Source organism: Nocardioides coralli (genome assembly GCF_019880385.1).
GTDB lineage: Bacteria > Actinomycetota > Actinomycetes > Propionibacteriales > Nocardioidaceae > Nocardioides > Nocardioides coralli.
The window spans coordinates 3,246,598-3,272,460 of the sequence record NZ_CP082273.1 but is presented as its reverse complement, the minus strand read 5'-3'; the positions used below and the strand labels follow the sequence as shown (position 1 = coordinate 3,272,460).

Genomic DNA, 25,863 nt, shown 5'->3' with positions numbered 1-25,863 from the left:
GTGGAACGGTGAGCACCGAACCGTCCGAACCCTCGGCCGTCACGTTCGCCGACCTGGGTGTCGGCGCGGCGGTCCTGAAGTCCCTGCACGAAGTCGGCTACGAGACGCCGTCCACCATCCAGGCCCGCACCATCCCGCCGCTGCTCGAGGGGCACGACCTCGTCGGGCTGGCGCAGACGGGCACCGGCAAGACCGCCGCCTTCGCGCTGCCGATCCTCGAGCGGCTCGACGTGAGCCAGAAGACGCCGCAGGCGCTCGTCCTGGCCCCGACCCGTGAGCTGGCGCTCCAGGTCTGCGAGGCCTTCGAGCGCTACGCCTCCCACCTCAAGGGCGTCCACGTGCTGCCTGTCTACGGCGGCCAGGGCTACGGCGTCCAGCTGTCCGCGCTCCGCCGCGGTGTGCACGTCGTGGTGGGTACGCCGGGGCGGATCATGGACCACCTCGACAAGGGCACCCTCGACCTGAGCGAGCTCCGCTTCCTCGTGCTCGACGAGGCCGACGAGATGCTCAACATGGGCTTCGCCGACGACGTCGAGCGGATCCTCGCCGACACCCCGGACACCAAGCAGGTCGCGCTCTTCTCGGCGACCATGCCGCCGACGATCCGGCGACTGGCCTCCCAGTACCTCTCCGAGCCGGTCGAGATCACCGTCAAGGGCAAGACCGCGACGTCGGCGAACATCACCCAGCGCTACCTGATCGTCAGCTACCCCCAGAAGGTCGACGCCCTGACCCGGATCCTCGAGGTGGAGAACTTCGAGGGGATGATCGTCTTCGTCCGTACCAAGAACGAGACCGAGACGCTCGCGGAGAAGCTGCGGGCCCGGGGCTTCTCCGCGCAGGCGATCAACGGCGACGTCCCGCAGCAGGTGCGGGAGCGGACCGTCAACCAGCTGAAGGCCGCCAAGCTCGACATCCTCGTCGCCACCGACGTCGCGGCCCGCGGGCTCGACGTCGACCGGATCAGCCACGTCGTCAACTACGACATCCCCACCGACACCGAGTCCTACGTGCACCGGATCGGCCGCACCGGCCGGGCCGGCCGCACCGGCGACGCGATCTCGTTCGTCACGCCGCGTGAGCGCTACCTGCTCAAGCACATCGAGAAGGCGACGCGGCAGCCGCTCACCGAGATGAGGCTGCCGACGGTCGACGACGTCAACGTCACCCGGCTGGCCCGCTTCGACGACCAGATCACCGGCGCCCTCGGCTCGGCCCAGGTCGGGTTCTTCCGGGACGTCGTGAGCCACTACGTCCGCGAGCACGACGTGCCCGAGGTGGACGTCGCCGCGGCGCTGGCCGTGGTGCTGCAGGGTGACACCCCGATGCTGCTCGAGGAGGAGCCCGTACGGCCGGCGCGGGAGCACCGCGGCAAGGAGGGCCGAGGCGCCAAGGACCGGCCGGCGCGCCGCGGTGGCGGGCGGGAGCCGTCCGGGCCGATGGCGACGTACCGCATCTCCGTGGGGAAGCGTCAGAAGGTGGAGCCCCGCCAGATCGTGGGGGCCATCGCCAATGAGGGCGGTCTCAACCGTGCCGACTTCGGGGCGATCGTGATCCGGCCCGACCACTCCCTGGTCGAGCTGCCGGCCACCCTGTCCGAGGAGTCCTGGACGGCGCTGAAGCAGACCCGGATCAGCGGCAAGCTGATCGAGCTGACCCGTGACGAGGGCCCGCCGGCGCGGCGACCCGGCAACCGGCCGCGGAGCGGCAAGAAGCCGCACGGCAAGCGCCACGGGTGAGGGCCGGGGCTCAGTCCCGCAGCCGCGCCAGCACGGTGCCGAGGTCGTCGAGGTCGGCGGCCTCCTCGGGGCTGAGGTCCGCCAGCGCCGTCCGTGACAGCCGACGGTAGACCGCGGCCATCGCGGCGAACAGCTCGGCCGACGCCCCCGCCGCTGCCTGGGTCTCGGCGATCTGCTCCATCTCGTCGGCGAACCGGGCGCTCTTGCTGGTCGCCATCGCGAGCCGCCGCGCGGCGCGGTCGACCTCGTCGGGGTACGCCGTCGCGAGGTCGTCGAGCACGACGTCGAGCACCCCGTGGGCACGTGCGGTCTCCAGCGCCTGGGTCCACACCGCCGTCGTTCCCTTGTAGACCGAGGCGGTGCACATCTTCACCGCCGAGGCGACGCCGACGGTGCTGCCCACCACCCGGGTCGTGAGCCCCGGCGCGGGCAGCGTCAGCTCCGCGGCACGGTCACCCGCGAGGTAGAGCGTGGTCTCGCCGTCCGGCGTGGGTGGCCCGCCGCTGATGGCGCCGTCGACCAGGTCGAGCCCGGCCGAGCGCGCCAGCGTCGCGAGCTCCTCGACCACGGGCGGCGCCACGGCGTTGAGCTCCCCGACCACCGGGGTCGCGCCGGTCGACGACGCGGCCTGCAGGATCGAGAAGAGGCAGGGCCCGGCCTCTCCGGGTGGACAGACGCTGACGACCACGTCGGCCGCGGCCACGACGTCCTCCAGGCCGGGCAGCAGCTCGAGCCCGTGGGCGAGGCCGCGGGTGCGTTCGCTGCGTCCCTCGACGGTCGCGACCACGCGGGCTCCACCGGAGGACCAGGCGCGGCCGAGGGCCGAGCCCATGGCGCCGGGCGAGACGATGCCGAGGGTGGTCACCTCAGCGAAGCCGCTCGAGGTCTCGCCGGATGTAGCGCAGGTGTGCCCACTCCTCCTCCAGGATCACCCGGACGCAGTCGCCGACGGTGGGGTGCCAGTCGAAGCCCCAGGGGTCGTCGCGTGTCTCCGCGAGCTGCTCGGGGGAGACGTAAGCGAGGAAGTCGGTCACCTGCTGTTGCCGCTCGGCCCGCACCGCGAGCACCTCGTCGTACGCCGGCGCCTCCGCGCGGAAGATCGACATGTCGAAACCCATCTCGGCCGCCCCCGTGAAGATCTGGCCGATCTCGTGGAAGGGCTGCTCGAGCCGCAGGATGCCGCGCCGCAGCCAGGTGTCGGTCGCCAGGACGAGGTGGCGCAGGGTCTGGGCCAGCGACCACTCGTCCTCGACGTGGGCGTCCACCAGCTCGGGTGGTGTCTCGGCCACGATCGTCGCCCACGCCGCCTGCACCGCGACCCAGCCCTCCCGCAGCCCCTCGGGTGTCTGGGCGTGCTGCAGCTCCCGGCCCGGGAACCGCCGGTTGAGCTCGGCCTCCACGAGCGGCACCACGTCCACCCCGTTGACCACGAGGGTGCCCATGGCCAGGTCGTGGCTGTCGATGTCGAGCCCGTCGACGTCGACGCTGCGCATCGTCACGCCGCTGACGTCGGAGAACCGCAGGGTGGCTCCCTTGAAGCTGGCCCTCATGAAGGTTGCGCCCTCGAACTCGTCCGTCCCCGAGTAGGTCGTCACGGGCCCATCATGACCGACGGCGGTCGCGAGGGGGAGTGGTCAGCCGAGGGCGAGCGTGACCGCGATGCCGAGCATCGTCAGTCCGATCACCACGTCGAGCACCCGCCACGACCGGGCACTGGCGAAGAGGCCGGAGGCCCGACGTGCGCCGTAGCCCAGACCGGTGAACCACACCAGGCTGCCCAGCGCTGCCCCACCTCCGAACCACCACCGCCCGTCACCGTGCTGGTTGGCGATGGAGCCGAGCAGCAGCACCGTGTCGAGGTAGACGTGCGGGTTGAGCCAGGTGAGCGCGAGCGCCGTCGCCACGGCCGTACGCCGGGAGGCCGCCGCGGTCCGGGAGGCCCGCAGGGCCTCGGGCTGCCGGGCGCGCAGCAGCGAGCTGACGCCGTACCAGCTGAGGAAGGCCACCCCGAGCCAGCGGACGACCGTGATCGCCACCGGAGCCTGCTCCACGACCGCGCCGATCCCCGCCACCCCGGCGAGGATCAGCGCCAGGTCGGAGACCGCGCAGATCGCCACCACCACGCCGACGTGGGCCCGCAGCAGCCCCTGGCGCAGGACGAACGCGTTCTGCGCGCCGATCGCGATGATGAGGGTGAGCCCGGTGACCAGACCGGCCGCAGCGGCCGTGATCACCGCCGGTCAGCCGTGGCGTCGCTCCTCGACGTGCTTGGTCCGCGTCCGCTGCTGGTTCATCACCAGCGCGAGAACGATCGCCAGGCCGCCCACGATGAGGCAGATCCAGCCGACCGTGCTGGTGTCGACCACGTCGGTGATCGCGTCGGGCAGGTCGACGGCCCCGAGGGTGAGGATCAGGCCGATGACCAGCAAGAGGATGCCTACACCGATGCCCATGCGTGTGCCTCCTGTCGAGTGAACAGTCAGGTCAGCGTAGCGAGGTCGGCACCGCGGCCGTAGACCCCCTCCCGGAGGAAGTCAACCCTTGTCCGGTTGCTCCGTTCCGGGATAGGCAGTGTCCAGCCGCACGCGTCGCCGCCGGACAGGACGTCGTCCTGACTCGTGTCCCATCGGGGGGACACTCCGCACCGGGACCCGGACGGCGGTGGATGTGCATCGGGTGCATCCACCGAAGGGAGAACCCTCGTGTCAACATCCACCCCCAAGAAGGCCCTGCTCGCCGCCACCGTGGCGCTGGGCACCTCTCTCACCATCTGGATGGCGCCGGCCGGATCGGCCTCGTCCCCGGATCCCCAGCCCGGCAAGAAGGAGGGCGCCCGCTCGGTCGCCCGCGCCGACGCCGGCGTCCGCCAGGCCGACCGGGCCACCGACGCGGCCGCGGCCATCGGTGACCGGCGCACTGCCGGGGCCTGGTACGACGCTCGCAAGGGCCGAATGGTCGTCGACGTCACGTCGGCCGCCGCGGCGCGCGAGGCCCGGGCCGACGGCTTCGCGGCCCGTCGGGTGCGGTTCAGCGCCAAGGCGCTGGACAAGGTCACCCAGACCCTCGACGACCGCGTCTCCACGGCGGGCACCGCCTGGGCGGTCGACCCGCAGAGCAACGAGGTGGTCGTCAGCCTCGACTCGACGGTCGGCCCCAAGGCCACCGCGCGGATCACCCGCATCGTCGCGTCGTTCGGCGACAAGGCGAGCGTGGAGCGCATCGAGGGCACCCTCTCCCCGACCGTCTCCGGGGGCCAGGCGATCTACGGTGGCGGCTCGCGCTGCTCGCTCGGCTTCAACGTCCGCTCCGGGAGCACCTACTACTTCCTGACCGCCGGCCACTGCACCAACCTGTCGGTCCCGTGGTACTCGAACTCCAGCCAGACCTCGAAGATGGGCGACCGGGCCGGCACCAGCTTCCCGGGCAACGACTACGGAATCGTCCGCTACACCACGAGCGCCGGGTCCGGGAACGTCTACCTCTACAACGGGACCTACCGCGACATCACCACCTCCGGCAACGCCTACGTGGGGCAGTCGGTCACCCGGAGCGGCAGCACCACCGGTGTCCGGAGCGGCACCGTGCAGGCCCTCAACAGCACCGTCAACTACGCCGAGGGCACCGTCTACGGCCTGATCAAGACCAACATCTGCGCCGAGGGTGGTGACAGCGGCGGCTCGCTGTTCGCCGGGTCCACCGCGCTCGGCCTGACCTCGGGCGGCAACGGCAACTGCACCTGGGGCGGGACGACGTACTTCCAGCCCGTCACCGAGGCGTTGAACGCCTACGGCGTGAGCGTCTACTGAGGACCGACGCCCGCACACAGCACGACGGCGCCGCACGGGACATCCCGTGCGGCGCCGTCGTCTGCTCTCAGAAGGCGGCCTCGTCGAGGTCCATCAGCGCGAGGTCGGTGCTCTCGGCGATCTTCCGCTCCGCGCGGACCTTGGGCAGGTTGTGCAGCGCGAAGAACTGCGCGGCCGCGACCTTGCCCTCGTAGAACGCCTGGTCCTTGCCGGCGGCGCCCTCGCCCAGCTTGGTGAGCGCGACCTCGGCCTGCCGCAGCAGCAGCCAGGCGCACACCACGTCGCCGAGCACCATCAGCAGGCGGGTGGTGTTGAGCCCGACCTTGTAGATGTTGCGGACGTCGCCGCCCTCGGCCGAGGCGTCGGCCGACATCAGGTCGTTGATCATGTGTCCGACCAGGGCGTTGGCGTCCTCGAGGGCCGCGGCGAGCAGCTCCCGCTCCTGCTTGAGGCGGCCGTTGCCGGCCTCGCTGGTGATGAAGGACTCGATCTCCGAGGCGAGGTGGCCCAGCGCCCGGCCCTGGTCCTTGACGATCTTGCGGAAGAAGAAGTCCTGGCCCTGGATCGCCGTGGTGCCCTCGTAGAGGGTGTCGATCTTGGCGTCGCGCACGTACTGCTCGATCGGGTACTCCTTGAGGAACCCGGAGCCACCGAGGGTCTGCAGCGACTCGGTGCCGAGCAGCACCCACGAGCGCTCCGACCCGTAGCCCTTGACGATCGGGAGCAGCAGGTCATTGACGGCCGCGGCCAGCTCGTCGGTCTCCCCGTTGTGCTCGGCGACCTGGATCCGGTCCTGCCAGCTGGCGGAGTAGAGCACCAGCGCACGCATCGCCTCGGCGAACGACTTCTGCGTCATCAGCGAGCGGCGTACGTCGGGGTGGTGGGTGATCGTCACCCGCGGGGCGGTCTTGTCGGCTGCCTGGGTCAGGTCGGCGCCCTGGACCCGCTCCTTGGCGTAGTCGAGGGCGTTGAGGTAGCCGGTGGACAGCGTGGCGATGGCCTTGGTGCCGACCATCATCCGGGCGTTCTCGATGACCTGGAACATCTGGGCGATGCCGTTGTGCACCTCACCCAGCAGCCAGCCCCTGGCGGGGGCGCCGTTGCCGATGGAGGGGTCGCCGTAGGTGAGCTCGCAGGTGTTGGACACCTTGATGCCCATCTTGTCCTCGACGTTGGTGACGAAGACGCCGTTGCGCTCACCGGTGAGCTCGCCGGTCTCGGGGTCGAAGTGGTGCTCGGGGACGATGAAGAGGCTCAGGCCCTTGGTGCCGGGGCCGCCGGCGCCCTCGACGCCGACCGGGCGCGCCAGGGTCAGGTGGACGACGTTCTCGGACAGGCCGCTGGTGGCCGAGGTGATGAAGCGCTTGACGCCCTCGATGTTCCAGGTGCCGTCGTCGTTGGGGGTGGCCTTGGTGCGCCCGGCGCCCACGTCGGAGCCGGCGTCGGGCTCGGTCAGCACCATGGTGGTGTTCCAGCCCCGGTCGATCATGATCTGGGCGATCCGCTTGTCGCGGTCGTTGCCGTTGCGGTGGACGATGCTGGCGAACGCCGGGCCGGCGGCGTACATCCACACCGGTGCGTTGGAACCGAGCACCATCTCGCCCAGCGCCCACACCAGCGACGAGGGCGCGGGGGTGCCGCCGAGCTCCTCGGGGATCTGCAGACGCCAGTACTCGGCGTCCATCCAGGCCTGGTAGCTCTTCGCGAACGACTCCGGCACGGGGGCGGTGTGGGTCTCGGGGTCGAAGACCGGCGGGTGGCGGTCGCTGTCCTCGTACGACGCCGCCAGGTCCTCGCGGGAGAGCCGGTCGACCTCGGCGAGGATGGCCCGCGCGGTGTCGGTGTCGATCTCGGCGAACGGGCCGGTGCCGAGGATCTCGTCGCGGCCGAGGACCTCGAAGAGGGTGAACTCGATGTCGCGGAGGTTGCTCCGGTAGTGGCTCACTGCTTCCACCTGTTCGTTGCTCGAAGGGGGCCTGTTTCCAGGGGATACTCGTCAGTAACAACGAGTATCCCTTGGCCCGGTCACGCACGCAAGGAAATGGGAACCGCCGACGGGGCCGGTGTGACCGAGGGCACGGGCTGACACAATCTGCGCATGCGTGTCTCCGCGAAGTCCGACTACGCCCTGCGGGCGTTGATCGAGATCGCGCGGCAGACCGACGGCTCGGCCGTGAGCGCCGAGGAGCTCGGACGGCGGCAGGAGATCCCCCACGGCTTCCTGCAGGGCATCCTCGCCGACCTGCGGCGGTCGGGCGTCGTGCTGTCCCAGCGGGGGCAGTCGGGGGGGTGGCGACTGGCGCGGCCGGCGGACGACGTGACCGTGGCCGACGTGATCCGCGCGGTGGACGGACCCCTGGTGTCGGTCTACGGGCTGCGGCCCGAGGCGGTCAGCTACAACGAGGAGGCCTCGGTCCTCCAGCACGTCTGGATCGCCGCGCGGCGCTCGCTGCGCGACGTCTTCGAGCACGTCACGATCGCGCAGCTGGCCGCGGCGGAGCTGCCGGCCGAGGTCACGACCCGCACCGCCGACGAGGACGCCTGGCAGCCGCACTAGCGCCGAGCGGGGTCGCGTAGGTTGTCGCGGGCCAGCTCCTCCTCCGACGACGGGCCCGACCGTGACCGACCTGATCTTCGCCAACGGGCGGCTCTTCGACGGGCTGGCCTACCACCACGAGCACGCGGTCGGCGTGCGCGGCCGCATGATCCATGCCGTCGGACCCCTCGACCGGGTCCGGGAGCAGATGGCCGCCCCGGACCGGCGCGTGGAGGAGGTCGACGTCGCCGGCGGGCTGGTGCTCCCGGCGTTCCACGACGCACACGTCCACCCCCTGATCGGGGGGCTGGAGCTGCGCAGCACCCTGCTCACCGACTGCGAGAGTGCGGAGGAGTGCCTGGACGCGATTGCGACCGCAGTGGGGGAGCAGGACGGTGAGGGCTGGTTCCGTGCCGGCGGCTGGTCGCTGGACCACTTCGACCAGTGGACGGGGCCGACCGCGGAGGCCCTGGACCGGGTCGTGACGCACCGCCCGGCGTTCCTGCCGAGCAACGACCACCACAACGCGTGGGTCAACACCCGGGCCCTCGAGGTCGCCGGGATCGACCGCGACACCCCGGACCCGCCGGACGGCTGGATCGAGCGCGACCGGGACGGGAACCCGACCGGCACCCTCCGCGAGGCGGCGGCGCTGCTGGTGCACCGCCACGTCGACACCACGCGTGAGGAGAAGCGCGACGCGTTGCGCGAGGCCCAGGCACACCTCCACTCCTGGGGCATCGTCGGCTGGCAGGACGCCCTGGTCGGCGGGTACGCCGGTATCGACGACCCGACGCAGGCCTACCTGGACCTCGTCGAGGCCGGGGAGCTCTCCGCCCGGGTCCGGCTCGCGCTGTGGTGGGACCGGCACCGCGGGGTGGAGCAGATCGAGGACCTGGTGGCCGAGCGGGACCGGCTCGCCGAGGCCGGGCTGGACGCAGGCTCCGCCAAGCTGATGGTCGACGGTGTCTCGGAGATCTTCACCATGGCCGTCGACGAGCCCTACCTGGGCGGTGCCCGGTGCCCCTGCCACGGCGGGGAGCGTGGTCTCACCTTCCTCGAGCCCGAGCAGCTGGAGGAGGCGGTGGTCGCGCTGGACGCGGCCGACTTCCAGGCCCACTTCCACGCCCTCGGGGACCGGGCGGTGCGGACGGCGCTGGACGCCATCGGCACGGCCCGGCGCCGCAACGGGTGGAGCAACCAGCGCCACCAGCTGGCACACCTCCAGCTGGTGGCACCCCCGGACCGCAACCGTTTCCGGCTGCTCGGCGCGATCGCCAACGTCGAGGGGATGTGGGCGAGGTCGCAGACTCCCGCCGTGCAGATGGTCGAGCCGTACCTCGACGAGGAGCGCCTCGGGTGGCAGTACCCGTTCGCCGACATCGTCGGCAGCGGCGCCCTGGTGGCGGGCGGTTCGGACTGGCCGATCAACCCGCCCGACCCGATGGAGGGCATCCACGTGCTGGTGAACCGCTCCTCGCGGAGCACCGACGAGAGCGAGGAGGAGCCCCCCATGCGGGACGAGCAGGGCCTCACCCTCACCCAGGCGCTGCAGGCCTACACGAGCGGCGCCGCGCACGCCAACCACCAGGAGGACTCGGGGAACCTGCGGGTCGGTGCCTCGGCCGACATCCTGATCCTGGACCGCGACCCGTTCGACCTACACGAGGACGAGATCGGGTCCGCCGAGCCCCTGGCCGCATGGTCCCGCGGCTCCGAGGTCATCCGCCGCGACGGGACGTGAGGTCGGGCTGCGCGGAGGGAGCACGGGCTCCACACCCGTCGACGTCGTGGCGGCGACCTGAACTAGCGTGCCCGGCACACCGCAGACGACGACGGAGGTTGTGATGAGCTCGGCAGCCGAGCGCTTCGTGGAGCGCTTCGCAGCAGGGTGGCGGAGTCCCCACCCGCACGCGTGGGACGAGATCGTGGCCGACGACGTCCGCCTCGAGCAACCGCTGCTGCCGACCCGTAGCGGGCGCCGTGCACTCGCCGAGGAGTACGGTCGCCTGCTGCGACTGGTGCCGGACCTGCGGGGAGAGGTGACGGCCTGGGGCGTCCTCGAACCTCGTGCTGGGGTCGATGTCGACGAGCGCAGCTTCGTCGTGGACATCCACCTGACGCTGCGGGGCACGATCGGCGGGTCGGGGGGCCGTGAGCTCGTCCTCTCCCTCGTCGACCGGTGCACCGTCGAGGACGGGCTGCTCACGGCCCGGCGTTCCCACTTCGACCCGGTCCCGCTGCTGCGGCTGGCCGCGCGCACCCCAACGGCCTGGCTGCCGTGGTGGACCAGTGGCGTCGGCCCGTTGCTGCACCGTCGGGTCCTGACCGACCGGCCGAGCCGCGTCGACGCCCCGACCGCGCTCGCGCTCGGCCGACTCCTCCTCGGTGTCCCCGCTTGGGTCGCGCCACGGACGGGTGCCCGTCTCTACGGCCTTCCCGCCGGTCAGCCCGACGTGCGCTACCTGACTGCCGTCTACGGTGTCCGGGCCGTGGCCCTGGCCGCGGGGTTCCTGGGTGCTGAGCCGGAAGAACGCCGTACGTGGCAGCGGCTCGGCCTGATGGTGGACATCGGCGACACCATCAGTGGCCTGCGTACCGACCTGCCCCGGCGGACCCGCCTGGTCAGCCTGGCCATCACGGGTGGGTATGCCGTCATCGGTGCTCGGTCCCTCCGTGCCCGTGGGAAGGTTCCGCGCGGCTAGGTGCGGCCGTGCTGGGCCAGCCACTCGACCATCGGCCGCAGCTGGCGCCAGTCGTCGCGGACCCGGTCGAGGAGGTCGGGCCCGATGGCGTCGGTCTCGAAGCCGTAGTGCTTCATCCCGAGCACCTGCTTGCGGCGCAGCAGGTCGATCCGCGGGTGGTCTGCCGACCAACCGCGCGGCGAGGTCTTCACCGTCTCGCCGTGGATGTCGAAGCCGTCCGCCTCCAGCTGGTGGAGGATCCGCTCGAGCTCGGGACCGGTGCGGTCGTGGGCCATCGCCTGCCGGATCGCGGCGAGCTGGGGGCTGCTCGGCCCGTAGCAGCCGGCGCCGGCCCGGGTGCCGCGCGCGGAGATCTCGACGTACCAGCCGGTGGCCGGCGCGACGGCGATGAAGGCGCCCTGGTGCGTCTTGTAGGGGGTCTTGTCCTTGGCGAAGCGCACGTCCCGGTAGGGGCGAAACACCTTCGCCTCGCCGAACTCGGGGCCGAGCGCCTCGCACAGCGCGACCATCGGCGCGCGCACCGCCTCGGTGTAGGTCGCCTTGTGCTCCCCCCAGAACGCCTTGGAGTTGTCGACCTCCAGGTCGTCGTAGAAGTCCAGGGCGGCGACGGGGAAGCCGGTGAAGGACATGCTCCGAGCCTAGGCGGCGCTCACGCAGGCACGGGGTCCGTGGGTGCGTGAGCGCGACCAGCTGCTCCGGCGTACCAGTGCTGCTCGGGGACGCGGGCGAGGAAGTAGGCGACGGCGAGCATCCACACGGCGTTGGTGCCGAACGCGAGCCACCAGGTGGGCATCACGTTGGGCGCCACTGCGGCAGGCAGCGCGAGCAGTGCCATGAAGCCGGGGAAGAGCCCCGCGCGCCAGAGCGCCACCACGGCCAGGGGCAGGGCCAGCACCGAGGTCAGGAACGCCGGGATGATGACGGCGATGAAGTAGGGGAGCGCCTCCAGCTCGGCGTCCACGAGCGCTGAGGTCTCCAGGTCGGTGGCCAGCACCGTCGCCACGCTCGTGAAGTCGAGCAGGACCAGGCCGGGCAGCGTGCTCAACCCCACGATGGCCAGGACGCCGGCGATGTTGGCCAGCCACGCGCCGCGCCCCCGGACCAGCGCCACCATCGCGTAGACGACGGGTGCCAGCAGTGCGAAGCCGTAGTGGATGAGGTTGGTGTGGAGCCCCGAGCGCGTCAGGTGCTCGGCGTAGCCCGCGACCATCTCGGTGCCGTCGGCGTCCGGCGCGGGGTCGAGGACCATCGAGACGAGGACGAGCAGGCCGGACAGCGCGGCGGCCGAGATGACGGCGAGCCGACGTGCGCGCAGCGCCGACGGGATCTCCGGGTCGGTCATGGTGGCTCCAGACGTCGCGCTCCCCCGTGGAGCGGTGGGCACCATCGTCGGGCACACCCACCCCCGATGTGGGGAGCGTCGCCGTGGCGTCAGCCGGGAGCCCGGCGGGCGAGCACCGCTCCGCTCGCGGCGATCACCAGGTGCACGACGATGAAACCGACGTAGAAGCCGACGGCGTCGGTGTAGTCGCGGGAGAGGTAGTAGAGGTCCCAGGCGACGCCGCGGGTCAGCTCGAGGGCCACGACGGCCCACGCGAGCACGACGTTCCGCCCGGCCGACCTGGACGCCCAGAGGAGCACGGCACCGATCACTGCCGTCTCCAGGCCGAAGACGAACGTCCAGTCGATGAGCGCCTCGAAGGCCACGCTGTCGCGCGGCGCGTCGAAGGCCGGCAGCAGGACGTCGAAGCGTGCCCGGTTGACCGGCGGGAGGAAGCCCAGCCCCAGCACCACGTAGAACACACCCACCGCCCGCATCCACCACGCCAGCGGCCGGTCCGGACCCGCCGCGCGAGGTGTCGTCGAGCTCGTCATCCTCACCCCCGTCGTGCTCCCGGTAGCGCCACCCTAGGCCAGGGCACGTCTCTCCGGGGTCAGTCGAGGGCCGCGGTCACCTGCTCGTCGCCGGCGGCGCTGAAGGCGCTGATGGTGAGGTGGCTGCCGCCGCACCGGGGCGCCGAGAGGAACGCCTTGCCGCGGCCGGGGGACTCGTAGACCACCTCGGTCCCACCGTCGGGGGCGACCCGCAGCAGCCGGGCGGGGTCGCCGGCGCGCTGCGGGTCGCGCACGACGTACGCCGCCGACCCGCACCAGGTCAGCGAGCCGGTCGTGCCGGGGCCGATCTCGACGGGTCCCTCGCCGGTGTCGACGAGGTAGACCGAGTCCTCGATGCGCCGCTCGCGCGGCACCACTCCCCACGCCGCGAAGGTCTCGGTCGCCACCGCCTCCCAGCCCCGGCACTCCTGCACGCCGGCGAGCGGGACGAAGTCGTCTCCCTCGACGCGGTTGAGGGTGCGGCAGGAGGGTCGGCCGTCGTCGAAGGTCATCGCGGTGATCCCCGCCGGGCTGACGTGGGCGTTGGTGATGCCGTGGCGGGGCGGTACGCACGGCCCGAGCCGGGAGCGTCCGGTGACCAGGTCGGCCACGGCCAGGCAGTAGTCGCGACCCTGCGTGGTGGCGTGGACGAGCAGTCCGGAACCCAGGGCCCAGGTGCCACCCACGGTCGTCGGCACCTCCGAGTCGCCGTCGATCGTCGAGGTGCGCCCCGAGGCGAGGTCGACGACGGTCGCGACGTTCGGCTGCTCGGCACGCTCGTGCTCGGCCACGACGACGGCGTGGTCGGTGTCGAGGAGCGCGTCGGTGACCCGGAAGTCCCGGGGGACGTCGAGCGCGACCTCGCGGGGGCCGGTCAGCGTGGCCTCGCCCCCCTCGGTGAGGCTGAGCCGCCACCTCCCGCTCACCGTGGTCTCGGCGGTCGGATCACCCTCGACCGGCTGCCAGTCGAGGACCGCCGGGGCGTCCGGCTCGCCGGACGCCGTCGGCGACGGGGTGTCCGACGGCGGTGCGGTGGTCGGTTCGGCGCTCGGCTGGCGGCCCAGGTCGTAACCCGGGAGAGTTGACGAGTCCGAACCGGAGCACCCGGCCAGCAGGAGGGCCGCGGCGAGCACGGCGGCGACGCGGCGCACTCAGACCCCGATGTTCTGGTGCGGGTGAGCTCGGTTGGCGCGGTAGCTCTTGTAGGCGTCGCGCCACTGCACCCGGCGGATGTAGGGCTCCGAGGGGTCGAAGCGCTGCTGGTTCCACGGCTCGAAGTAGCCGATGTGGGGCGGCTTGTCACCGCGCTTGTCGTAACCACGGCCGACCTGGAAGTGCCCCGAGGCATCGTCGTCGAGGTAGGGGTAGTACTTCTTCAGCAGCATCGGGTGGAGCACGACCGGCGCCCGGTAGTCGTGGATGTGTCGCATCTGCAGCAGGAGCCACCGGTGGAAGTTCCAGTCGGAGATGTCGAGGACGATGTAGGTGCCGGCGTACTTCTTCCGGTCGTAGCCGGTGTCCCGGTTGACGAGGCGCACGATGTCGGAGATGGCCGTGCCGCTCGTGGTGGTGCCGAGCTGGCGGGCCCAGTGGCGCTGTGTCCTCTTCCGGCCCTGCCACCCCCACGCGATGGCCTGCATCGTGGTCGGGCCGCACCAGTAGGTGGTGTGCTGCTCGCGCATCTGCCGGGAGTTCAGGATCTTGGACCGCTGCGGGTAGTCCTTGATCAGCTTGTTCTTCTTCCTCGGGGAGGTGGGGGTGCTGGCGCTCGCCCGCGCCTCGGGGTGGCGCTCGAGGAAGCCCTCGGGGAGCGGCTCGCCGAGCAGCTGGTGGCGCAGCAGCACGACCTTGGCCACCGACCGCGCCGCCTCCTCGAGCTCGGCACGCTCCACGGCAATCCGCTCCGCGGTCGGGAGGGCCGCGCGCTGCGCCAGCAGGTCGGCGGTGGCGAGGTCGCCCGTGGTCTCGCCACCGGGGCGGGTCGGGCGGGCGAGGGCACGGCCTGCGGCCTGCTGCGGAGTCACCTCGGTCCAGCCGACGCCGAGGCAGTACTGCTGGTCCTCGAACTCCGCGCACCGCACCAGGTCGCGGGCCAGGGCAGTCGGGGCCACCCGGGCGCTCAGCCGGGCAGGAGCGGTGGCGAGGACGCGGTCGATCTCCGCCTCCGCCTCCGGCGTGAGCACCCCACGCCCCGGGGCCGAGTCGAGGGCGACGTACTCGCGAGCCGTGGTGGGCGCGAGACCGTCGCCGGGGTCGTCGCCGGCTGGCACGAACAGCGCTCCGGTGACGATCAGGACCAGGGCGGCGGCGGCCGCGAGGGCGGCGCGGTCACGGCCGCGGAGCTCGGCGTAGGAGGGCAGGAACGAGGGTGTCCGAGACATGTGGGCAGGTCTCCGGTCGGGGAAGAGGGCAATACCACTGTCCCCATGAGTAACACAAGACGTCAAGCGTCACAGCCGAGGTGCGGACGTGTGTGGGAGTTGGCGAGGGGCGGCCCGGGGGTTTCGAGGCTCGCTGCGCTCGCACCTCAACCACCGGCGGTGTCGCAAGTGCGGGGAACGGAGGTCGAGCCTGTCGAGACCTGGTGCGGCACCGAACGGAGGTCGAGCCTGTCGAGACCTGGTTTCGACAGGCTCAACCAGCGTGTGGTTGACCAGTGGTTTCGACGAGCGCGACCAGCGGTGGGGCGTGTGGAGCGGATGACGAGGCTCGAACTCGCGACATCGACGGTTCGGCGGAGCGTCGCGCTCGAGAGCGCGACCAGCGGTGGGGCGTGTGGAGCGGATGACGAGGCTCGAACTCGCGACATCGACCTTGGGAAGGTCGCGCTCTACCAACTGAGCTACATCCGCGTGCGGTGCGGCCGGGTCTGGCCTCACTGCGGAGTGGATGCTACCCGACGTCCCGGCGCGCGGCGCACCGGCGGGTAGGTTACGTCGCGTGCTGCTGAGCGACCGCGACATCCTCGCCGAGATCGACGCCGGGCGGATCACCATGGAGCCCTGGGAACCCGCGATGATGCAGCCGTCGTCGATCGACGTGCGGCTGGACCGCTACTTCCGGGTCTTCGAGAACCACCGCTACCCCCACATCGACCCGGCCGCCGACCAGTCCGACCTGACGCGCATCGTCGAGCCGGAGGGCGAGGAGCCCTTCATCCTGCACCCGGGTGAGTTCGTGCTGGGCTCGACGTACGAGGTCGTGACGCTGCCCGACGACGTCGCGGCGCGTGTCGAGGGCAAGTCCTCGCTGGGACGCCTGGGGCTGCTCACCCACGCGACCGCCGGCTTCGTCGACCCGGGGTTCTCCGGGCACGTCACCCTGGAGCTGGCGAACGTCGCCACGCTGCCGATCAAGCTCTACCCGGGCATGAAGATCGGGCAGTTCTGCTTCTTCCGGCTCTCATCGGCCTCCGAGCACCCCTACGGCTCGGCGAAGTACGGCTCCCGCTACCAGGGCCAGCGCGGCCCCACGCCGTCGCGCTCGTTCCAGAACTTCCACCGCACCTCGATCTGACCGCCGAGCTCGGGATAGCCTTTGGTTAGGCATACCTAACCAACAGCGCAACGCGGCGCTGGACGGAGAGCTCGATGACGACGACCACCCACGCCCTGCCGATGATCCTCGACGAGGTCGAGGTCGTGTCCGTCGAACGGCTCTCGCCGACCTTCCTGCGGGTCGAGCTCGGGGCACCGGTGCTCGCCGACTTCGGGGTCGACGGGCCGGTGTACGACCAGCGCATCAAGCTGGTCCTCCCCAACGACCACGGCACGCTCCCGTCCTTCGAGGACGCCGACGAGTCGTGGTTCACCACCTGGCTCGACATCCCCCCGGCGGAGCGCGGCCACATGCGCACCTACACGATCCGTGAGGTGCGCGGCACCGGCAGCGGCACCACCCTCGTCGTGGACTTCGCGCTCCACGTCGACGGGGGCGACACCGGCCCGGGCTCGGACTGGGCTGCGCGGGCACGCGTGGGCGACCGCGTGGTGCTCGTCGCGCCCCGGAGCGGCCAGTTCTTCGGCGGCATCGAGTTCGTGCCGGGCGAGGCCGAGCGGCTGCTGCTGGTGGGCGACGAGACCGCCGTGCCGGCCATCTGCTCCATCCTCGGCTGCCTGCCAGCCGACGCCACGGGGGCGGCGTTCCTGGAGGTCCCGGTCGGCGACGACGTCCTCGGCGTCGATGCGCCCGCCGGGGTCGACGTGGTCTGGCTCCCGCGCGACGGCGCGCCACTCGGCGAGCGGCTGCACGCCGCGGTGGTCGAGCACCTCGGCGAGTCGGCGGGCGCGGCGCCAGCCGTCGAGGATGCGGAGGTCGACCCCGACCTCTGGGAGACCCCGACCTACTCCTCCTCGGGCGAGCAGCTCGCAGAGGACGTTTCCGCGGCCTCGCCGTACGCCGGGCTCTACGCCTGGATCGCGGGGGAGTCGAAGGTCGTCACCGGGTTGCGCCGCCACCTCGTGACGGAGCTCGGCATCGACCGCCGCCAGGTCGCCTTCATGGGCTACTGGCGCCGCGGCGTCGCCATGCGGTCCTGATCCACCGCGCCCGCGAGGCGGTGGTCCCCGGCGTGGTGGCCGGCGTGGTGGCGGCCGATCGGCAGCACCAGCGGCTTGCCCGAGACCGGGTCGCTGATGACCTGGCTCTCCATGCCGAACACGTCGCGCACCACCTCGGCCGTCAGGACGTCGCCCGGCTCGCCCACCGCGTGCAGCCGCCCGTGGGAGATCGCGATCAGGTGGTCGGCGTACCGGGCCGCGAGGTTGAGGTCGTGGAGCACCATCACGATGGTGGTGCCGCGCCGCCGGTTGAGGTCGGTGAGCAGGTCGAGGACGTCGACCTGGTGGCTCACGTCGAGGAAGGTCGTGGGCTCGTCGAGGAGCAGGATGTCGGTCTGCTGCGCGAGCGCCATCGCGATCCACGTGCGCTGGCGCTGACCTCCGGAGAGCTCGTCGACCGGCCGGTCGGCCAGCTCCGTGGTATCGGTGAGCCGCAGCGCCTCGACGACCGCCGCCTCGTCCTCGGGCGTCCACCGCGACAACATCCGCTGGTAGGGGTGTCGTCCGCGTGAGACCAGGTCGGCGACGGCGATCCCCTCGGGCGCGATCGGCGACTGCGGCAGCAGGCCGAGCACCCGCGCCACCTGCTTGGTCGGCAGCCGGTGCAGCTGTTTGCCGTCGAGCACCACCTGCCCCTCACGCGGAGCCAGCAGCCGGGCCATCGCCCGCAGCAGGGTCGACTTGCCGCAGGCATTGGCGCCGACGATCGCGGTGATCCGACCGGGAGGGACGACGAGGTCCATCGACTCGACGACGGTGCGCTCGCCGTAGCCGAGCGTCGCTCCGTCGACGACGAGGGTGTGGGTGTCGGTCACAGGGAACCTCCCGCGCGGTTGGTGCGGATCAGCAGGTAGACGAGATAGGGCGCACCGAGCACCCCGGTGATGACACCCACCGGATAGCGGGCGTCGAAGGCGAACTGCCCCGCGAGGTCGGCGCACAGGACCAGCAGCGAGCCGGTGAGTGCCGCCGGCACCATCAGCGACCCGCCGGGGCCCACCAGCCGGGCTGCGATCGGTCCGGACAGGAAGGCCACGAAGGCGATCGGACCGGCCGCCGCCGTGCCGAAGGCGACGAGGGCGACCGCGGTGAGGATCGCCAGCAGCCGGGTCCGCTCGACGCGGACGCCGACAGCGGCTGCGGCGTCGTCGCCGAGCCGCAGCAGGTCCAGGTTGCGCGCCTGCGTCAGCAGCATCGGTCCCGTCACGGCGACGGCGACGGCGAGGGGCAGCACCTGGTCCCAGCTGGCGTTGTTGAGGCTGCCGGTCAGCCACCGCATCGCGGTCTGCAGGTCCCAGACCGCGGCCCGGATGATGACGTAGGCGACCACGCTGTCGAGCATCGCGGCGATGCCGATGCCGATGAGGATCAGCCGGGTACCGACGACACCGTCGCGGAACGACAGCACGTAGATCGTCAGCGCGGTCGCCAGCGCTGCCGTGATCGCGAGCAGCGAGACCCGGGCCTCGTCGACGCCGAGCACCACGATGCCGATGACGGCCGCGGCGCTCGCGCCGGCGCTGATGCCGATCACGTCGGGCGCCGCCAGCGGGTTGCGGAGCATGGTCTGGAAGGTGACGCCGCCGAGGCCGAACGCTGCCCCCGCCAGCACCGCCAGGACGGCCCGCGGCAGCCGCAGCTCGCCCACGGTGAAGGACGCTCCGGGGACGACCTCGCCGAGGACGACCCGCACGACCTCGGCCGGGCCGTAGAAGGTGTTGCCCACCATCAGCGAGACGGCGAGGACGACGAGCACGGCGGCCAGCAGGGCGAGGGTGATCGCCCGTCGTCGTCGCTGTCGCCGCCGGCGACCGGTGCCGACGCTCTCGCCGGGGACGGCGGGTCCGGTCGGGGACGTGACGGTCAGGCTCACAGTGAACGCACCTTCTGGCGACGGACGATCCAGATGAAGACGGGGGCACCGACCAGCGCGGTGATGATCCCGACGTCGACCTCGGCCGGCCGCGCGACCAGCCGGCCGATCACGTCGGCACTGGTCAGGAGCAGCGCACCCACCAACGTCGAGAAGGGCAGCAGCCAGCGGTGGTCGACCCCGACGAGGAGTCGACACACGTGAGGGACCGCCAGGCCCACGAAGGCGATCGGTCCGGCCACGGCCGTCGCGGCGCCACACAGCAGGATGGCTCCGGCCGCTGCCAGCAGCCGGGTCGTCGCGACCCGCTGGCCGAGGCCGGCCGCCAGGTCGTCGCCGAGGGCCAGCGAGTTGAGGCCGCGGGCACTGCCGATGCTGATGAGGGCACCGACCACGAGGAACGGCAGCACCTGCAGCGTCTTCTCGGTGCTGGCGCCCCCGACGCCGCCGATCTGCCAGAAGCGGAAGGCGTTCATGACGTCGATGCGGGGCAGCAGGATGGCGCTGATCAGGGAGGCGAACGCCGCGGAGCAGGCGGCGCCAGCGAGCGCCAGCTTGAGCGGGGTCGCGCCGCCCCGGCCCGGCGACCCGACGGCGTACACGAGGACGGCGGCGACGGCCGCTCCGCCGACGGCGACCCAGATGAAGCCGTCGGGGGAGGAGAGGCCGAAGAAGGCGATGCCGGTGACGACCGCCAGCGAGGCACCCGTCGTGACGCCGAGGATGCCCGGGTCGGCGAGCGGGTTGCGCGTGACGCCCTGCATGACGGCGCCGGCCAGCCCGAGGGCGGCGCCGACGACCATCGCCAGCACGGTGCGGGGGACACGCTTCTGGACGGCGGCCTCGGCGATGGTCGCCTCACCGCCGCCGATGCCGGCGACGATCTCCGACCAGCTGACGGCCCGGACGCCGAAGGCCACGGACGCCAGGCCGGCGAGCACCAGGACGGCGATCGTCAGGGCCACCCACGCGAGCCGGACCGGCGCCGGACGCCGCTGCGGGGCAGCGGCCTCCAGCGCCGGTCCTGGTGCCAGCGTGGCGGTCACCGTGGTCAGGCCGCGGCCTCGGCCAGCAGCGCGAAGTAGTCGTCGATGCCCCACGGGATGGACAGCGGCGACGGGTTCGCGGACGCCGCCAGCGGCGTCGAGTCGACCAGCGTCGCCACGTTGCCGTTCCCGATGGCGTCGATCTTGGAGAGGAGCGGGTCGGACTCCAGGGTCTCCACCAGCTGGCCCTCGGCGTCGCCGTAGGTGACGAGGATGTCGGCGTCGTCGAGCTGGTCGCCCTTCTCCGCGCTGATGCTCGTGTAGAACTCCTCGGTCCCGGCGGACGCATCGGCGACCGCCTCCGGCACCTCCATGCCCACGGACTCGAGGAAGCCGGGCCGGGTGTCGTGGGTGGTGTAGAACCCGACCTGGCTCAGGTCGTTGGGGTCGATGTAGGTGAAGACCGCGCTCTTGCCGGCGAGCTCCGGGTGGGCCTCGTAGGCCTCGGTGATGGTGGCGTCGAGGTCCTCGATCAGCTGGTCGCCCTCGGCGGCCATGCCCATGGCCTCGCTGTTGAGGCGGATCATGTCCTGCACCGACGTACCCCACGCGACGTCGGGGTAGGCCACGACGGGCGCGATCTTGCTGAGGGTGTCGTAGTCCTCCTGCGTCAGGCCGGAGTACGACGCCAGGATCACGTCGGGCTGGGTGTCGGCGACGGCCTCGAAGTCGATGCCCTCGGTCTCGTCGAAGAGCACCGGGGTCTCGGCGTCGAGCTCGGCCAGCTGCTCCTCGACCCAGGGGAGGACGCCGTCGCCGTCGTCGTCGCCCCAGGTGGCCTTGCTCATGCCGACCGGGACGACGCCGAGGGCCAGCGGCACCTCGTGGTTGGCCCAGGCGACGGTGGCGACGCGCTCCGGCTTCGCCTCGATCGTGGTCTCGCCGTAGACGTGCTCGATGGTGACCGGGAAGGCGTCGGCCGACCCGGCCGCGACATCGTCGTCCCCAGCCTCGGAGGAGGTGGCGGACCCGCACCCGGCCAGGACCAGGGCGGTGGCGGCCGCGGTGGCGGCGGACAGCAGGCGCGTGCTGCGCATGACGGGCTCCTTCGTGAGATTAGGTAAGGCAACCCTAACCACACCGTCGAGCGATGCGTCAGTGGGGTGTCCACCCGTCGTCGGGGAGACGGCTCACTGGTCGAGCTGGTCTGCGACGCGACGCAGGGTGGCGGCCACGCGGGTACGCGGGCGCGGTCCCCGCTGGCGGGGAGGGCGGTGCCGGGCCTGCTCGAGCCGCGCCCTGCGGGCGAGCTCCTCGGCCTCGATGATCTGGATGCTCATAGTGGGACCTCCGGTGGTCGTGCTCAGTGCTGGACGAGGAAGACGTCGCCGCTGACCGTGGTCGCGCGCAGCTCGAGGTGGTCGGCACCGTCGGCCGGCTGGCCGGTGCCCTGCACGGCGTTGTGGATCCGACCGGTCACGGTCGAGATGTCGGTCCAGACGGGGAGCCCCGCGGGGATGCCGACGTGCACCGAGCCGGACGCACCCTTGGCGCTGAACCGTCCGCGACGCGCGGTGTCGACCTTGAGGTCGCCACTGCCCGTCGTGAGGGACAGGTCCGTGCTCGCCTCGACGACGTGGACGTCGCCGGAGCCCGTCTTGACGACCGCAGGCCCGGCGTGGCTGCCGATCTCGACGTCGCCCGACCCGGTGGAGATGCCGACCGCGCCGTGCGCCCGGCCCAGGGAGACGTCGCCGGAGCCGCACTTCACCCGCAGCTCGGCCCTGGCCTCGTCGATCGCGACGTCGCCGGACCCGGTCTCGACGCTGCCGGTGCCGGCGACCAGGTCGAGCCTCACGTCGCCGGAGCCGGTGCGGACCATGCACATCCCGACCTCACCCGTGGCCGACACCTGGGCGCTGCCGCTGTGCACGGCCAGGTCGGAACCCGTGGGCACGGTCACGGCGATCGAGAGCCGGTCGTCCCCGAGGAAGAAGCCGCTGCGTCGGCGTGGCACGACGATGCTGAGCTCGCGGCCCTCGTGGCGGACCTCCACCTCCTCCGCCTCCCGGCCCGTGATCTGGACCCGGCTCTCCGTGGTGGCGGTGGCGGTGACCCGGACATCGCCAGACCGGGTGTCGACGTACAGCGCCACGGGGTCGGGAGTGTCGAAGTGGTGCTCGGTCATGGCTGCTCCTGGGTGTGCTCGGCCAGGGGGCCGGCCGGCGGCCGGTCCCTTGGCGGGGTGCTGGTCGTGGTGTGGTGTCAGAGCCAGCCGGTCAGGCGGCGGCTGCCCTTGCCCTTCCCGAAGGGGTCGAAGCCCCCTCCGAACGGGATGCTCGTCAGATCGATGTCGACGTCGACGGCGTGCTCGCGGGTGGCCGCGCGCACCACCCGGACGAGCCAGGTGTTGAGGCTGTCGCCTGCCTGGGCCGCTTTCTCCTCCGCGCGTGCCTTGACCGCCTCCGGGAGGCGGAGCGTGATCCGGGCCAGGGAGCCCTCCTCGGCCTCCTCCGGGGCCGGGGGCGGGTGTGGCGCGGGCGGGGCCGTGGCGGCGCCGGTGTGGACGAGGAAGTCGAGGTCGCGTCCGGTGAGGCGAACGTCGACGCCACCGGCGGGCAGCTCGGCCGTGATCTCGGCGGCGGCCTGTGACACGGCTTCCATGAGCGCGAGCCGGGCAGCCGGGTCGAGGGCCAGGAGCAGCCGCTCCGCGGCCAGCCGGATCTCCTCGCCCCCGGCCTCGGCGGCGGCCAGCAGGTCGCGCCGGAGGCCGTCGACGTACGGCGTGATGTCCATGCGCACCACTATGGCGTCAGTATGACGTCACGTCAAGGCAGACATGGCGTCACCATGCCGTCGCCTCGCTCGAAGGGGTGAGTACGCCGGCCGCCCCGGGCCCTACCGTGGGCCCGATCACCTGCTCGGGAGGAGACCGCATGACGCCCCAGTCACCGCTGCTCACGGTGATGGCGGAGACGCTCATCGACGCGGACGTCGTCGACTACGCGATCCTCGCGATCTACTTCGCCTTCGTGCTGGGCATCGGGTTCCTCGCCCGCCGCCAGGTCTCCGACTCCGTCGACTTCTTCCTCTCCGGGCGCTCGTTGCCGGCCTGGGTGACCGGACTGGCCTTCATCTCCGCCAACCTCGGAGCGGTCGAGATCATGGGGATGTCGGCCACGGGCGCGGAGCTGGGGCTGCCGACCGTGCACTACTTCTGGGTCGGCGCCATCCCGGCCATGCTCTTCCTCGGCGTCGTGATGATGCCCTTCTACTACGGCTCGAAGGTGCGGTCGGTCCCGGAGTTCATGCTCCGGAGGTTCGGGCCCGGGGCCCACCTGGTCAACGGCATCTCCTTCGCCCTCGCCCAGCTGCTCATCGCGGGGGTGAACCTCTACCTGCTCGGCACGATCGTGCGTGCCCTGCTGGGGTGGCCGCTCCCGGTGGCGCTGCTGGTCGCGGCGGCGGTCGTGCTGTCCTACATCACCCTCGGTGGCCTCTCGGCCGCGATCTACAACGAGGTGCTGCAGTTCTTCGTCATCGTCGCCGCGCTGCTGCCCCTGACGCTGCTCGGCCTCCACCGGGTCGGTGGCTGGGACGGGCTCACCGGGCGCATCGCCGAGGCCGCCGCCGGAGGTGCCGGGCCGCCGGCCGAGCAGCAGCTCAACTCCTGGCCGGGCCAGGCGCTCTCGGGCTTCGACTCCCCGGTGCTGTCCGTGTTCGGCATCGTGTTCGGCCTCGGCTTCGTGTTGTCCTTCGGCTACTGGACGACCAACTTCGTCGAGGTGCAGCGGGCGATGGCGTCCGACTCGATCTCCAGCGCCCGGCGTACGCCGATCATCGGCGCGTTCCCCAAGATGTTCATCCCCTTCATCACGATCGTGCCCGGCATGATCGCGGCGGTGCTCGTCACCGAGATCGCCGACCTCAAGGGCGGGGGCTCACCGGAGGGAGTGGCGACCGGGGCGGCCGTGACCTACAACGACTCGCTGCTCTACCTGATGCGCGACCTGCTGCCCAACGGGCTGCTGGGCCTGGCGATCACGGGGCTGCTCGCGGCGTTCATGGCCGGCATGGCCGCCAACATCTCGGCCTTCAACACCGTCTTCAGCTACGACCTGTGGCAGGACTACGTGGTCAAGGACCGCGAGGACTCCTACTACCTGCGGGTCGGGCGGATCGCCACCGTGGGCGCGACCCTGGCTGCCATCGGCACCGCCACCTTCGCGGCCAGCTTCTCCAACATCATGCAGTACCTGCAGACCCTGTTCGGGTTCTTCAACGCCCCCCTCTTCGCGACCTTCATCGTCGGCATGTTCTGGCGGCGGATGACCGCCACGGCCGGCTGGACGGGCCTGGTCGCCGGAACGCTGTCGGCCGTCGTCGTGGCGTTCCTCAGCGAGGACGCCTTCGGCTCGCTGAGTGCGGGCGTGCTGCCGATCGGGGGACAGGGCGCCGCGTTCCTGGCGGCGTCGACCGCCTTCGTCGTGGACGTGCTCGTCAGCGTGGCGGTCACGATGGTGACCAGGCCCAAGCCGGCCGAGGAGCTGGTCGGCCTGGTCTACAGCGAGACCCCGCGGGAGATGCGCACCGACCCGCACGAGTCGTCCCACCCCTGGTACCGGCGTACCGTCCCCCTGGCCGCGGTCGCGCTGGCCATGGTCGTCGCCCTGAACGCGGTCTTCTGAGGAGGCACCGATGTCCGACACACAGACCCGCAGGAAGACCGCCGGCGCCTTCGACGTCAGGGCGATCATCGGCGCGCTGCTGGGCACCTACGGCGTGATCCTGCTGCTGATGGGGCTCTTCGCCGACACCGCACCCGACAAGACCGGTGGCGTCAACGCCAACCTGTGGGCGGGCCTGGCCCTGCTCCTCGTCGGCGGGACGTTCCTCGCCTGGTGGCGGCTGCGCCCCATCGTCGTGCCCGCGACCGACGACAGCGACGAGCTGCGGGGTCCCGGCCTTTGACCTGATCCCTCAGCGCATCGTCGACACCGGTCACGCCGTGAGGGACGTGACGTGGCCGGACCCGGTCCGGGTCGGTCGCCGCTCGGGGGGACGGGCGCGCAGGGGAGCCGCGTAGGCGACGGCGATCCCGAGGAACAACCACGTGGGCGGGTGGGGCACGGGAAGCCCGAGGCCACCCAGCATCGCGCCGAGGACCGCGACCGGGATCGCGGCCAGGCTCAGCGCTGGTCGCCACCAGGGCAGCAGCCGGTGCCGGAGGACGACGCCGGCCAGTGCCACGAGCCCGAGCAGGAACAGCGGCAGGCCGACCATGGCGAGCGGTGGGACCCAGGCGGCCCACCCGGAGTACGCCGCCTCGAGCCTGGACTCGACGGCAGCTGCGCCGCCGTCGGTGCCGATGAGGACCTCGACCGCGCTGTAGGGCCCGGCCCCGGCTGCGGTTCCTGCCGCCACGGCTCCGGCGGCGAGGAATCCCACCCGGCCGAGCGCCTGGCCGTGCCTGGCGGCCATGGACAGCATGCCCGCCACGAAGACCGCCACCGCCACGAGCTTGAGCACGTGAACCGCAGGATTGAGCTCGACGAGCGTGCGGAGCTCGCCGTAGGGAGCGGTGACCACTTCGGCTGCGGTGGTCACGGCGATCCCCAGGGCGCCGACGGCGACGTGATGATGCGAGTGTCTGGACAGTGGCACGGTGGTTCCTCCTTGTCGGCTGCTTCCAGCGTCGTGCGTCGCGCGCCACGGCCGCCACGGTGCTCGCCACCGACCCGTCGGCGGCTGGCCTCATGGGTTCCTCCGGCTGGCCTCCTCCCG

At 71.8% G+C, this 25,863-nt stretch carries 27 protein-coding genes and 1 tRNA gene; 9 read left to right on the top strand and 19 right to left on the bottom strand.

All coding sequences use genetic code 11. The features are described from left to right. Positions 1-8 precede the first annotated feature (8 nt). Complete coding sequence (locus tag K6T13_RS16125) at positions 9-1,739, top strand: DEAD/DEAH box helicase (RefSeq protein WP_222895537.1); 1,731 nt, start codon at positions 9-11, stop codon at positions 1,737-1,739. Between the two features lie 10 nt (positions 1,740-1,749). Here K6T13_RS16125 and K6T13_RS16120 read toward each other — a convergent pair whose 3' ends face one another. Genes K6T13_RS16120 through K6T13_RS16105 form a run of 4 tightly spaced genes read right to left on the bottom strand, consistent with a single transcriptional unit; the run spans position 1,750 to position 4,192 of the window. Continuing rightward, positions 1,750-2,604 carry an NAD(P)-dependent oxidoreductase gene (locus tag K6T13_RS16120; protein ID WP_222895536.1) on the bottom strand — a complete coding sequence of 285 codons (855 nt, stop codon included), beginning with the start codon at positions 2,602-2,604 and terminating at the stop codon, positions 1,750-1,752. 1 nt (position 2,605) lies between these two features. Next, complete coding sequence (locus K6T13_RS16115) at positions 2,606-3,334, bottom strand: DinB family protein (protein WP_222895535.1); 729 nt, start codon at positions 3,332-3,334, stop codon at positions 2,606-2,608. 39 nt (positions 3,335-3,373) lie between these two features. Continuing rightward, a complete protein-coding gene (locus K6T13_RS16110; protein ID WP_222895534.1) occupies positions 3,374-3,973 on the bottom strand; it encodes a LysE/ArgO family amino acid transporter in 600 nt (199 codons plus the stop codon). 6 nt (positions 3,974-3,979) lie between these two features. Further along, positions 3,980-4,192: a DUF6458 family protein gene (locus tag K6T13_RS16105; RefSeq protein ID WP_222895533.1), complete on the bottom strand. Its 213-nt coding sequence runs from the start codon at positions 4,190-4,192 to the stop codon at positions 3,980-3,982. Between the two features lie 249 nt (positions 4,193-4,441). Between K6T13_RS16105 and K6T13_RS16100 the strand changes: the two genes are divergently transcribed. Continuing rightward, a complete protein-coding gene (locus tag K6T13_RS16100; RefSeq protein WP_249423831.1) occupies positions 4,442-5,545 on the top strand; it encodes a S1 family peptidase in 1,104 nt (367 codons plus the stop codon). 67 nt (positions 5,546-5,612) lie between these two features. Here the strand turns inward: K6T13_RS16100 and K6T13_RS16095 are convergent, their stop codons facing one another. Then, complete coding sequence (locus tag K6T13_RS16095) at positions 5,613-7,490, bottom strand: acyl-CoA dehydrogenase (protein WP_222895532.1); 1,878 nt, start codon at positions 7,488-7,490, stop codon at positions 5,613-5,615. Between the two features lie 153 nt (positions 7,491-7,643). Between K6T13_RS16095 and K6T13_RS16090 the strand changes: the two genes are divergently transcribed. The 3 genes from K6T13_RS16090 to K6T13_RS16080 all read left to right on the top strand — a co-directional run bounded on the left by K6T13_RS16090 (position 7,644) and on the right by K6T13_RS16080 (position 10,786). Continuing rightward, positions 7,644-8,102, top strand: a complete 459-nt coding sequence (locus tag K6T13_RS16090) for an RrF2 family transcriptional regulator (RefSeq protein ID WP_222895531.1) — start codon at positions 7,644-7,646, stop codon at positions 8,100-8,102. Between the two features lie 61 nt (positions 8,103-8,163). Then, positions 8,164-9,825 carry an amidohydrolase gene (locus K6T13_RS16085; protein WP_222895530.1) on the top strand — a complete coding sequence of 554 codons (1,662 nt, stop codon included), beginning with the start codon at positions 8,164-8,166 and terminating at the stop codon, positions 9,823-9,825. Positions 9,826-9,928: 103 nt separating this feature from the next. Beyond that, the gene (locus tag K6T13_RS16080) at positions 9,929-10,786 is read left to right on the top strand and encodes a nuclear transport factor 2 family protein (RefSeq protein WP_222895529.1); all 858 of its coding nucleotides are present in this window, start codon (positions 9,929-9,931) and stop codon (positions 10,784-10,786) included. Here the strand turns inward: K6T13_RS16080 and K6T13_RS16075 are convergent. From K6T13_RS16075 to K6T13_RS16050, 6 genes are all read right to left on the bottom strand, one after another. Next, on the bottom strand, positions 10,783-11,415 hold the full coding sequence (locus K6T13_RS16075) for a DUF2461 domain-containing protein (protein ID WP_222895528.1): 633 nt from the start codon (positions 11,413-11,415) through the stop codon (positions 10,783-10,785). The two genes, K6T13_RS16080 and K6T13_RS16075, sit on opposite strands and share 4 nt — an antisense overlap. A 20-nt stretch (positions 11,416-11,435) precedes the next feature. After that, on the bottom strand, positions 11,436-12,128 hold the full coding sequence (locus K6T13_RS16070) for a hypothetical protein (protein ID WP_222895527.1): 693 nt from the start codon (positions 12,126-12,128) through the stop codon (positions 11,436-11,438). An 89-nt stretch (positions 12,129-12,217) separates the two neighbouring features. Next, on the bottom strand, positions 12,218-12,661 hold the full coding sequence (locus K6T13_RS16065; RefSeq protein ID WP_222895526.1) for a BphX family protein: 444 nt from the start codon (positions 12,659-12,661) through the stop codon (positions 12,218-12,220). Between the two features lie 59 nt (positions 12,662-12,720). Next, positions 12,721-13,812, bottom strand: a complete 1,092-nt coding sequence (locus K6T13_RS16060; protein WP_222895525.1) for a hypothetical protein — start codon at positions 13,810-13,812, stop codon at positions 12,721-12,723. Then, entirely contained in the window at positions 13,813-15,042 is a 1,230-nt protein-coding gene (locus K6T13_RS16055) for a C39 family peptidase (RefSeq protein WP_222895524.1), read from the bottom strand. Positions 15,043-15,437: 395 nt separating this feature from the next. Beyond that, positions 15,438-15,513 (bottom strand) — tRNA-Gly (locus tag K6T13_RS16050). A gap of 88 nt (positions 15,514-15,601) precedes the next feature. Here K6T13_RS16050 and dcd point away from each other — a divergent pair. Next, entirely contained in the window at positions 15,602-16,177 is a 576-nt protein-coding gene (gene dcd, locus K6T13_RS16045; protein ID WP_222895523.1) for a dCTP deaminase, read from the top strand. A gap of 74 nt (positions 16,178-16,251) precedes the next feature. Continuing rightward, positions 16,252-17,199, top strand: coding sequence for a siderophore-interacting protein (locus K6T13_RS16040; RefSeq protein WP_249423830.1), 948 nt, complete (start codon positions 16,252-16,254; stop codon positions 17,197-17,199). Here the strand turns inward: K6T13_RS16040 and K6T13_RS16035 are convergent. From K6T13_RS16035 to K6T13_RS16005, 7 genes are all read right to left on the bottom strand, one after another. Then, on the bottom strand, positions 17,166-18,035 hold the full coding sequence (locus tag K6T13_RS16035; protein ID WP_430227613.1) for an ABC transporter ATP-binding protein: 870 nt from the start codon (positions 18,033-18,035) through the stop codon (positions 17,166-17,168). The two genes, K6T13_RS16040 and K6T13_RS16035, sit on opposite strands and share 34 nt — an antisense overlap. Then, entirely contained in the window at positions 18,032-19,093 is a 1,062-nt protein-coding gene (locus K6T13_RS16030; protein ID WP_249423829.1) for a FecCD family ABC transporter permease, read from the bottom strand. The genes K6T13_RS16035 and K6T13_RS16030 overlap by 4 nt, the downstream gene beginning before the upstream one ends. Then, positions 19,090-20,139 carry a FecCD family ABC transporter permease gene (locus K6T13_RS16025; RefSeq protein ID WP_249423828.1) on the bottom strand — a complete coding sequence of 350 codons (1,050 nt, stop codon included), beginning with the start codon at positions 20,137-20,139 and terminating at the stop codon, positions 19,090-19,092. Before K6T13_RS16025 ends, K6T13_RS16030 begins: the two co-directional genes overlap by 4 nt. 5 nt (positions 20,140-20,144) lie before the next feature. Further along, complete coding sequence (locus tag K6T13_RS16020; protein WP_222895522.1) at positions 20,145-21,176, bottom strand: iron-siderophore ABC transporter substrate-binding protein; 1,032 nt, start codon at positions 21,174-21,176, stop codon at positions 20,145-20,147. A 93-nt stretch (positions 21,177-21,269) separates the two neighbouring features. Then, complete coding sequence (locus K6T13_RS16015) at positions 21,270-21,419, bottom strand: hypothetical protein (RefSeq protein WP_222895521.1); 150 nt, start codon at positions 21,417-21,419, stop codon at positions 21,270-21,272. 23 nt (positions 21,420-21,442) lie between these two features. Then, on the bottom strand, positions 21,443-22,267 hold the full coding sequence (locus K6T13_RS16010; RefSeq protein WP_222895520.1) for a DUF4097 family beta strand repeat-containing protein: 825 nt from the start codon (positions 22,265-22,267) through the stop codon (positions 21,443-21,445). Between the two features lie 77 nt (positions 22,268-22,344). After that, positions 22,345-22,875, bottom strand: coding sequence for a toxin-antitoxin system HicB family antitoxin (locus K6T13_RS16005; RefSeq protein ID WP_222895519.1), 531 nt, complete (start codon positions 22,873-22,875; stop codon positions 22,345-22,347). A gap of 167 nt (positions 22,876-23,042) precedes the next feature. Here K6T13_RS16005 and K6T13_RS16000 point away from each other — a divergent pair, with 167 nt between their 5' ends. Together K6T13_RS16000 and K6T13_RS15995 are read left to right on the top strand one after the other, a co-directional pair. Further along, positions 23,043-24,767 (top strand): sodium:solute symporter family protein, encoded by a 1,725-nt coding sequence (locus K6T13_RS16000; RefSeq protein ID WP_222898336.1) that lies wholly within the window; start codon positions 23,043-23,045, stop codon positions 24,765-24,767. A gap of 10 nt (positions 24,768-24,777) precedes the next feature. Then, a complete protein-coding gene (locus tag K6T13_RS15995; RefSeq protein WP_222895518.1) occupies positions 24,778-25,050 on the top strand; it encodes a hypothetical protein in 273 nt (90 codons plus the stop codon). Between the two features lie 30 nt (positions 25,051-25,080). Here K6T13_RS15995 and K6T13_RS15990 read toward each other — a convergent pair whose 3' ends face one another. Continuing rightward, entirely contained in the window at positions 25,081-25,686 is a 606-nt protein-coding gene (locus tag K6T13_RS15990) for a hypothetical protein (RefSeq protein ID WP_222895517.1), read from the bottom strand. Positions 25,687-25,863: the final 177 nt, after the last annotated feature.

Coding starts and splice junctions, on each gene's coding strand:
- K6T13_RS16105 (WP_222895533.1), bottom strand. CDS start 4,192: ATGGGCATCGGTGTAGGCATCCTCTTGCTGGTCATCGGCCTGATCCTC.
- K6T13_RS16090 (WP_222895531.1), top strand. CDS start 7,644: ATGCGTGTCTCCGCGAAGTCCGACTACGCCCTGCGGGCGTTGATCGAG.
- K6T13_RS16080 (WP_222895529.1), top strand. CDS start 9,929: ATGAGCTCGGCAGCCGAGCGCTTCGTGGAGCGCTTCGCAGCAGGGTGG.
- K6T13_RS16075 (WP_222895528.1), bottom strand. CDS start 11,415: ATGTCCTTCACCGGCTTCCCCGTCGCCGCCCTGGACTTCTACGACGAC.
- K6T13_RS16070 (WP_222895527.1), bottom strand. CDS start 12,128: ATGACCGACCCGGAGATCCCGTCGGCGCTGCGCGCACGTCGGCTCGCC.
- K6T13_RS16065 (WP_222895526.1), bottom strand. CDS start 12,661: ATGACGAGCTCGACGACACCTCGCGCGGCGGGTCCGGACCGGCCGCTG.
- K6T13_RS16055 (WP_222895524.1), bottom strand. CDS start 15,042: ATGTCTCGGACACCCTCGTTCCTGCCCTCCTACGCCGAGCTCCGCGGC.
- K6T13_RS16040 (WP_249423830.1), top strand. CDS start 16,252: ATGACGACGACCACCCACGCCCTGCCGATGATCCTCGACGAGGTCGAG.
- K6T13_RS16020 (WP_222895522.1), bottom strand. CDS start 21,176: ATGCGCAGCACGCGCCTGCTGTCCGCCGCCACCGCGGCCGCCACCGCC.
- K6T13_RS16015 (WP_222895521.1), bottom strand. CDS start 21,419: ATGAGCATCCAGATCATCGAGGCCGAGGAGCTCGCCCGCAGGGCGCGG.
- K6T13_RS16010 (WP_222895520.1), bottom strand. CDS start 22,267: ATGACCGAGCACCACTTCGACACTCCCGACCCCGTGGCGCTGTACGTC.
- K6T13_RS16005 (WP_222895519.1), bottom strand. CDS start 22,875: ATGGACATCACGCCGTACGTCGACGGCCTCCGGCGCGACCTGCTGGCC.
- K6T13_RS15995 (WP_222895518.1), top strand. CDS start 24,778: ATGTCCGACACACAGACCCGCAGGAAGACCGCCGGCGCCTTCGACGTC.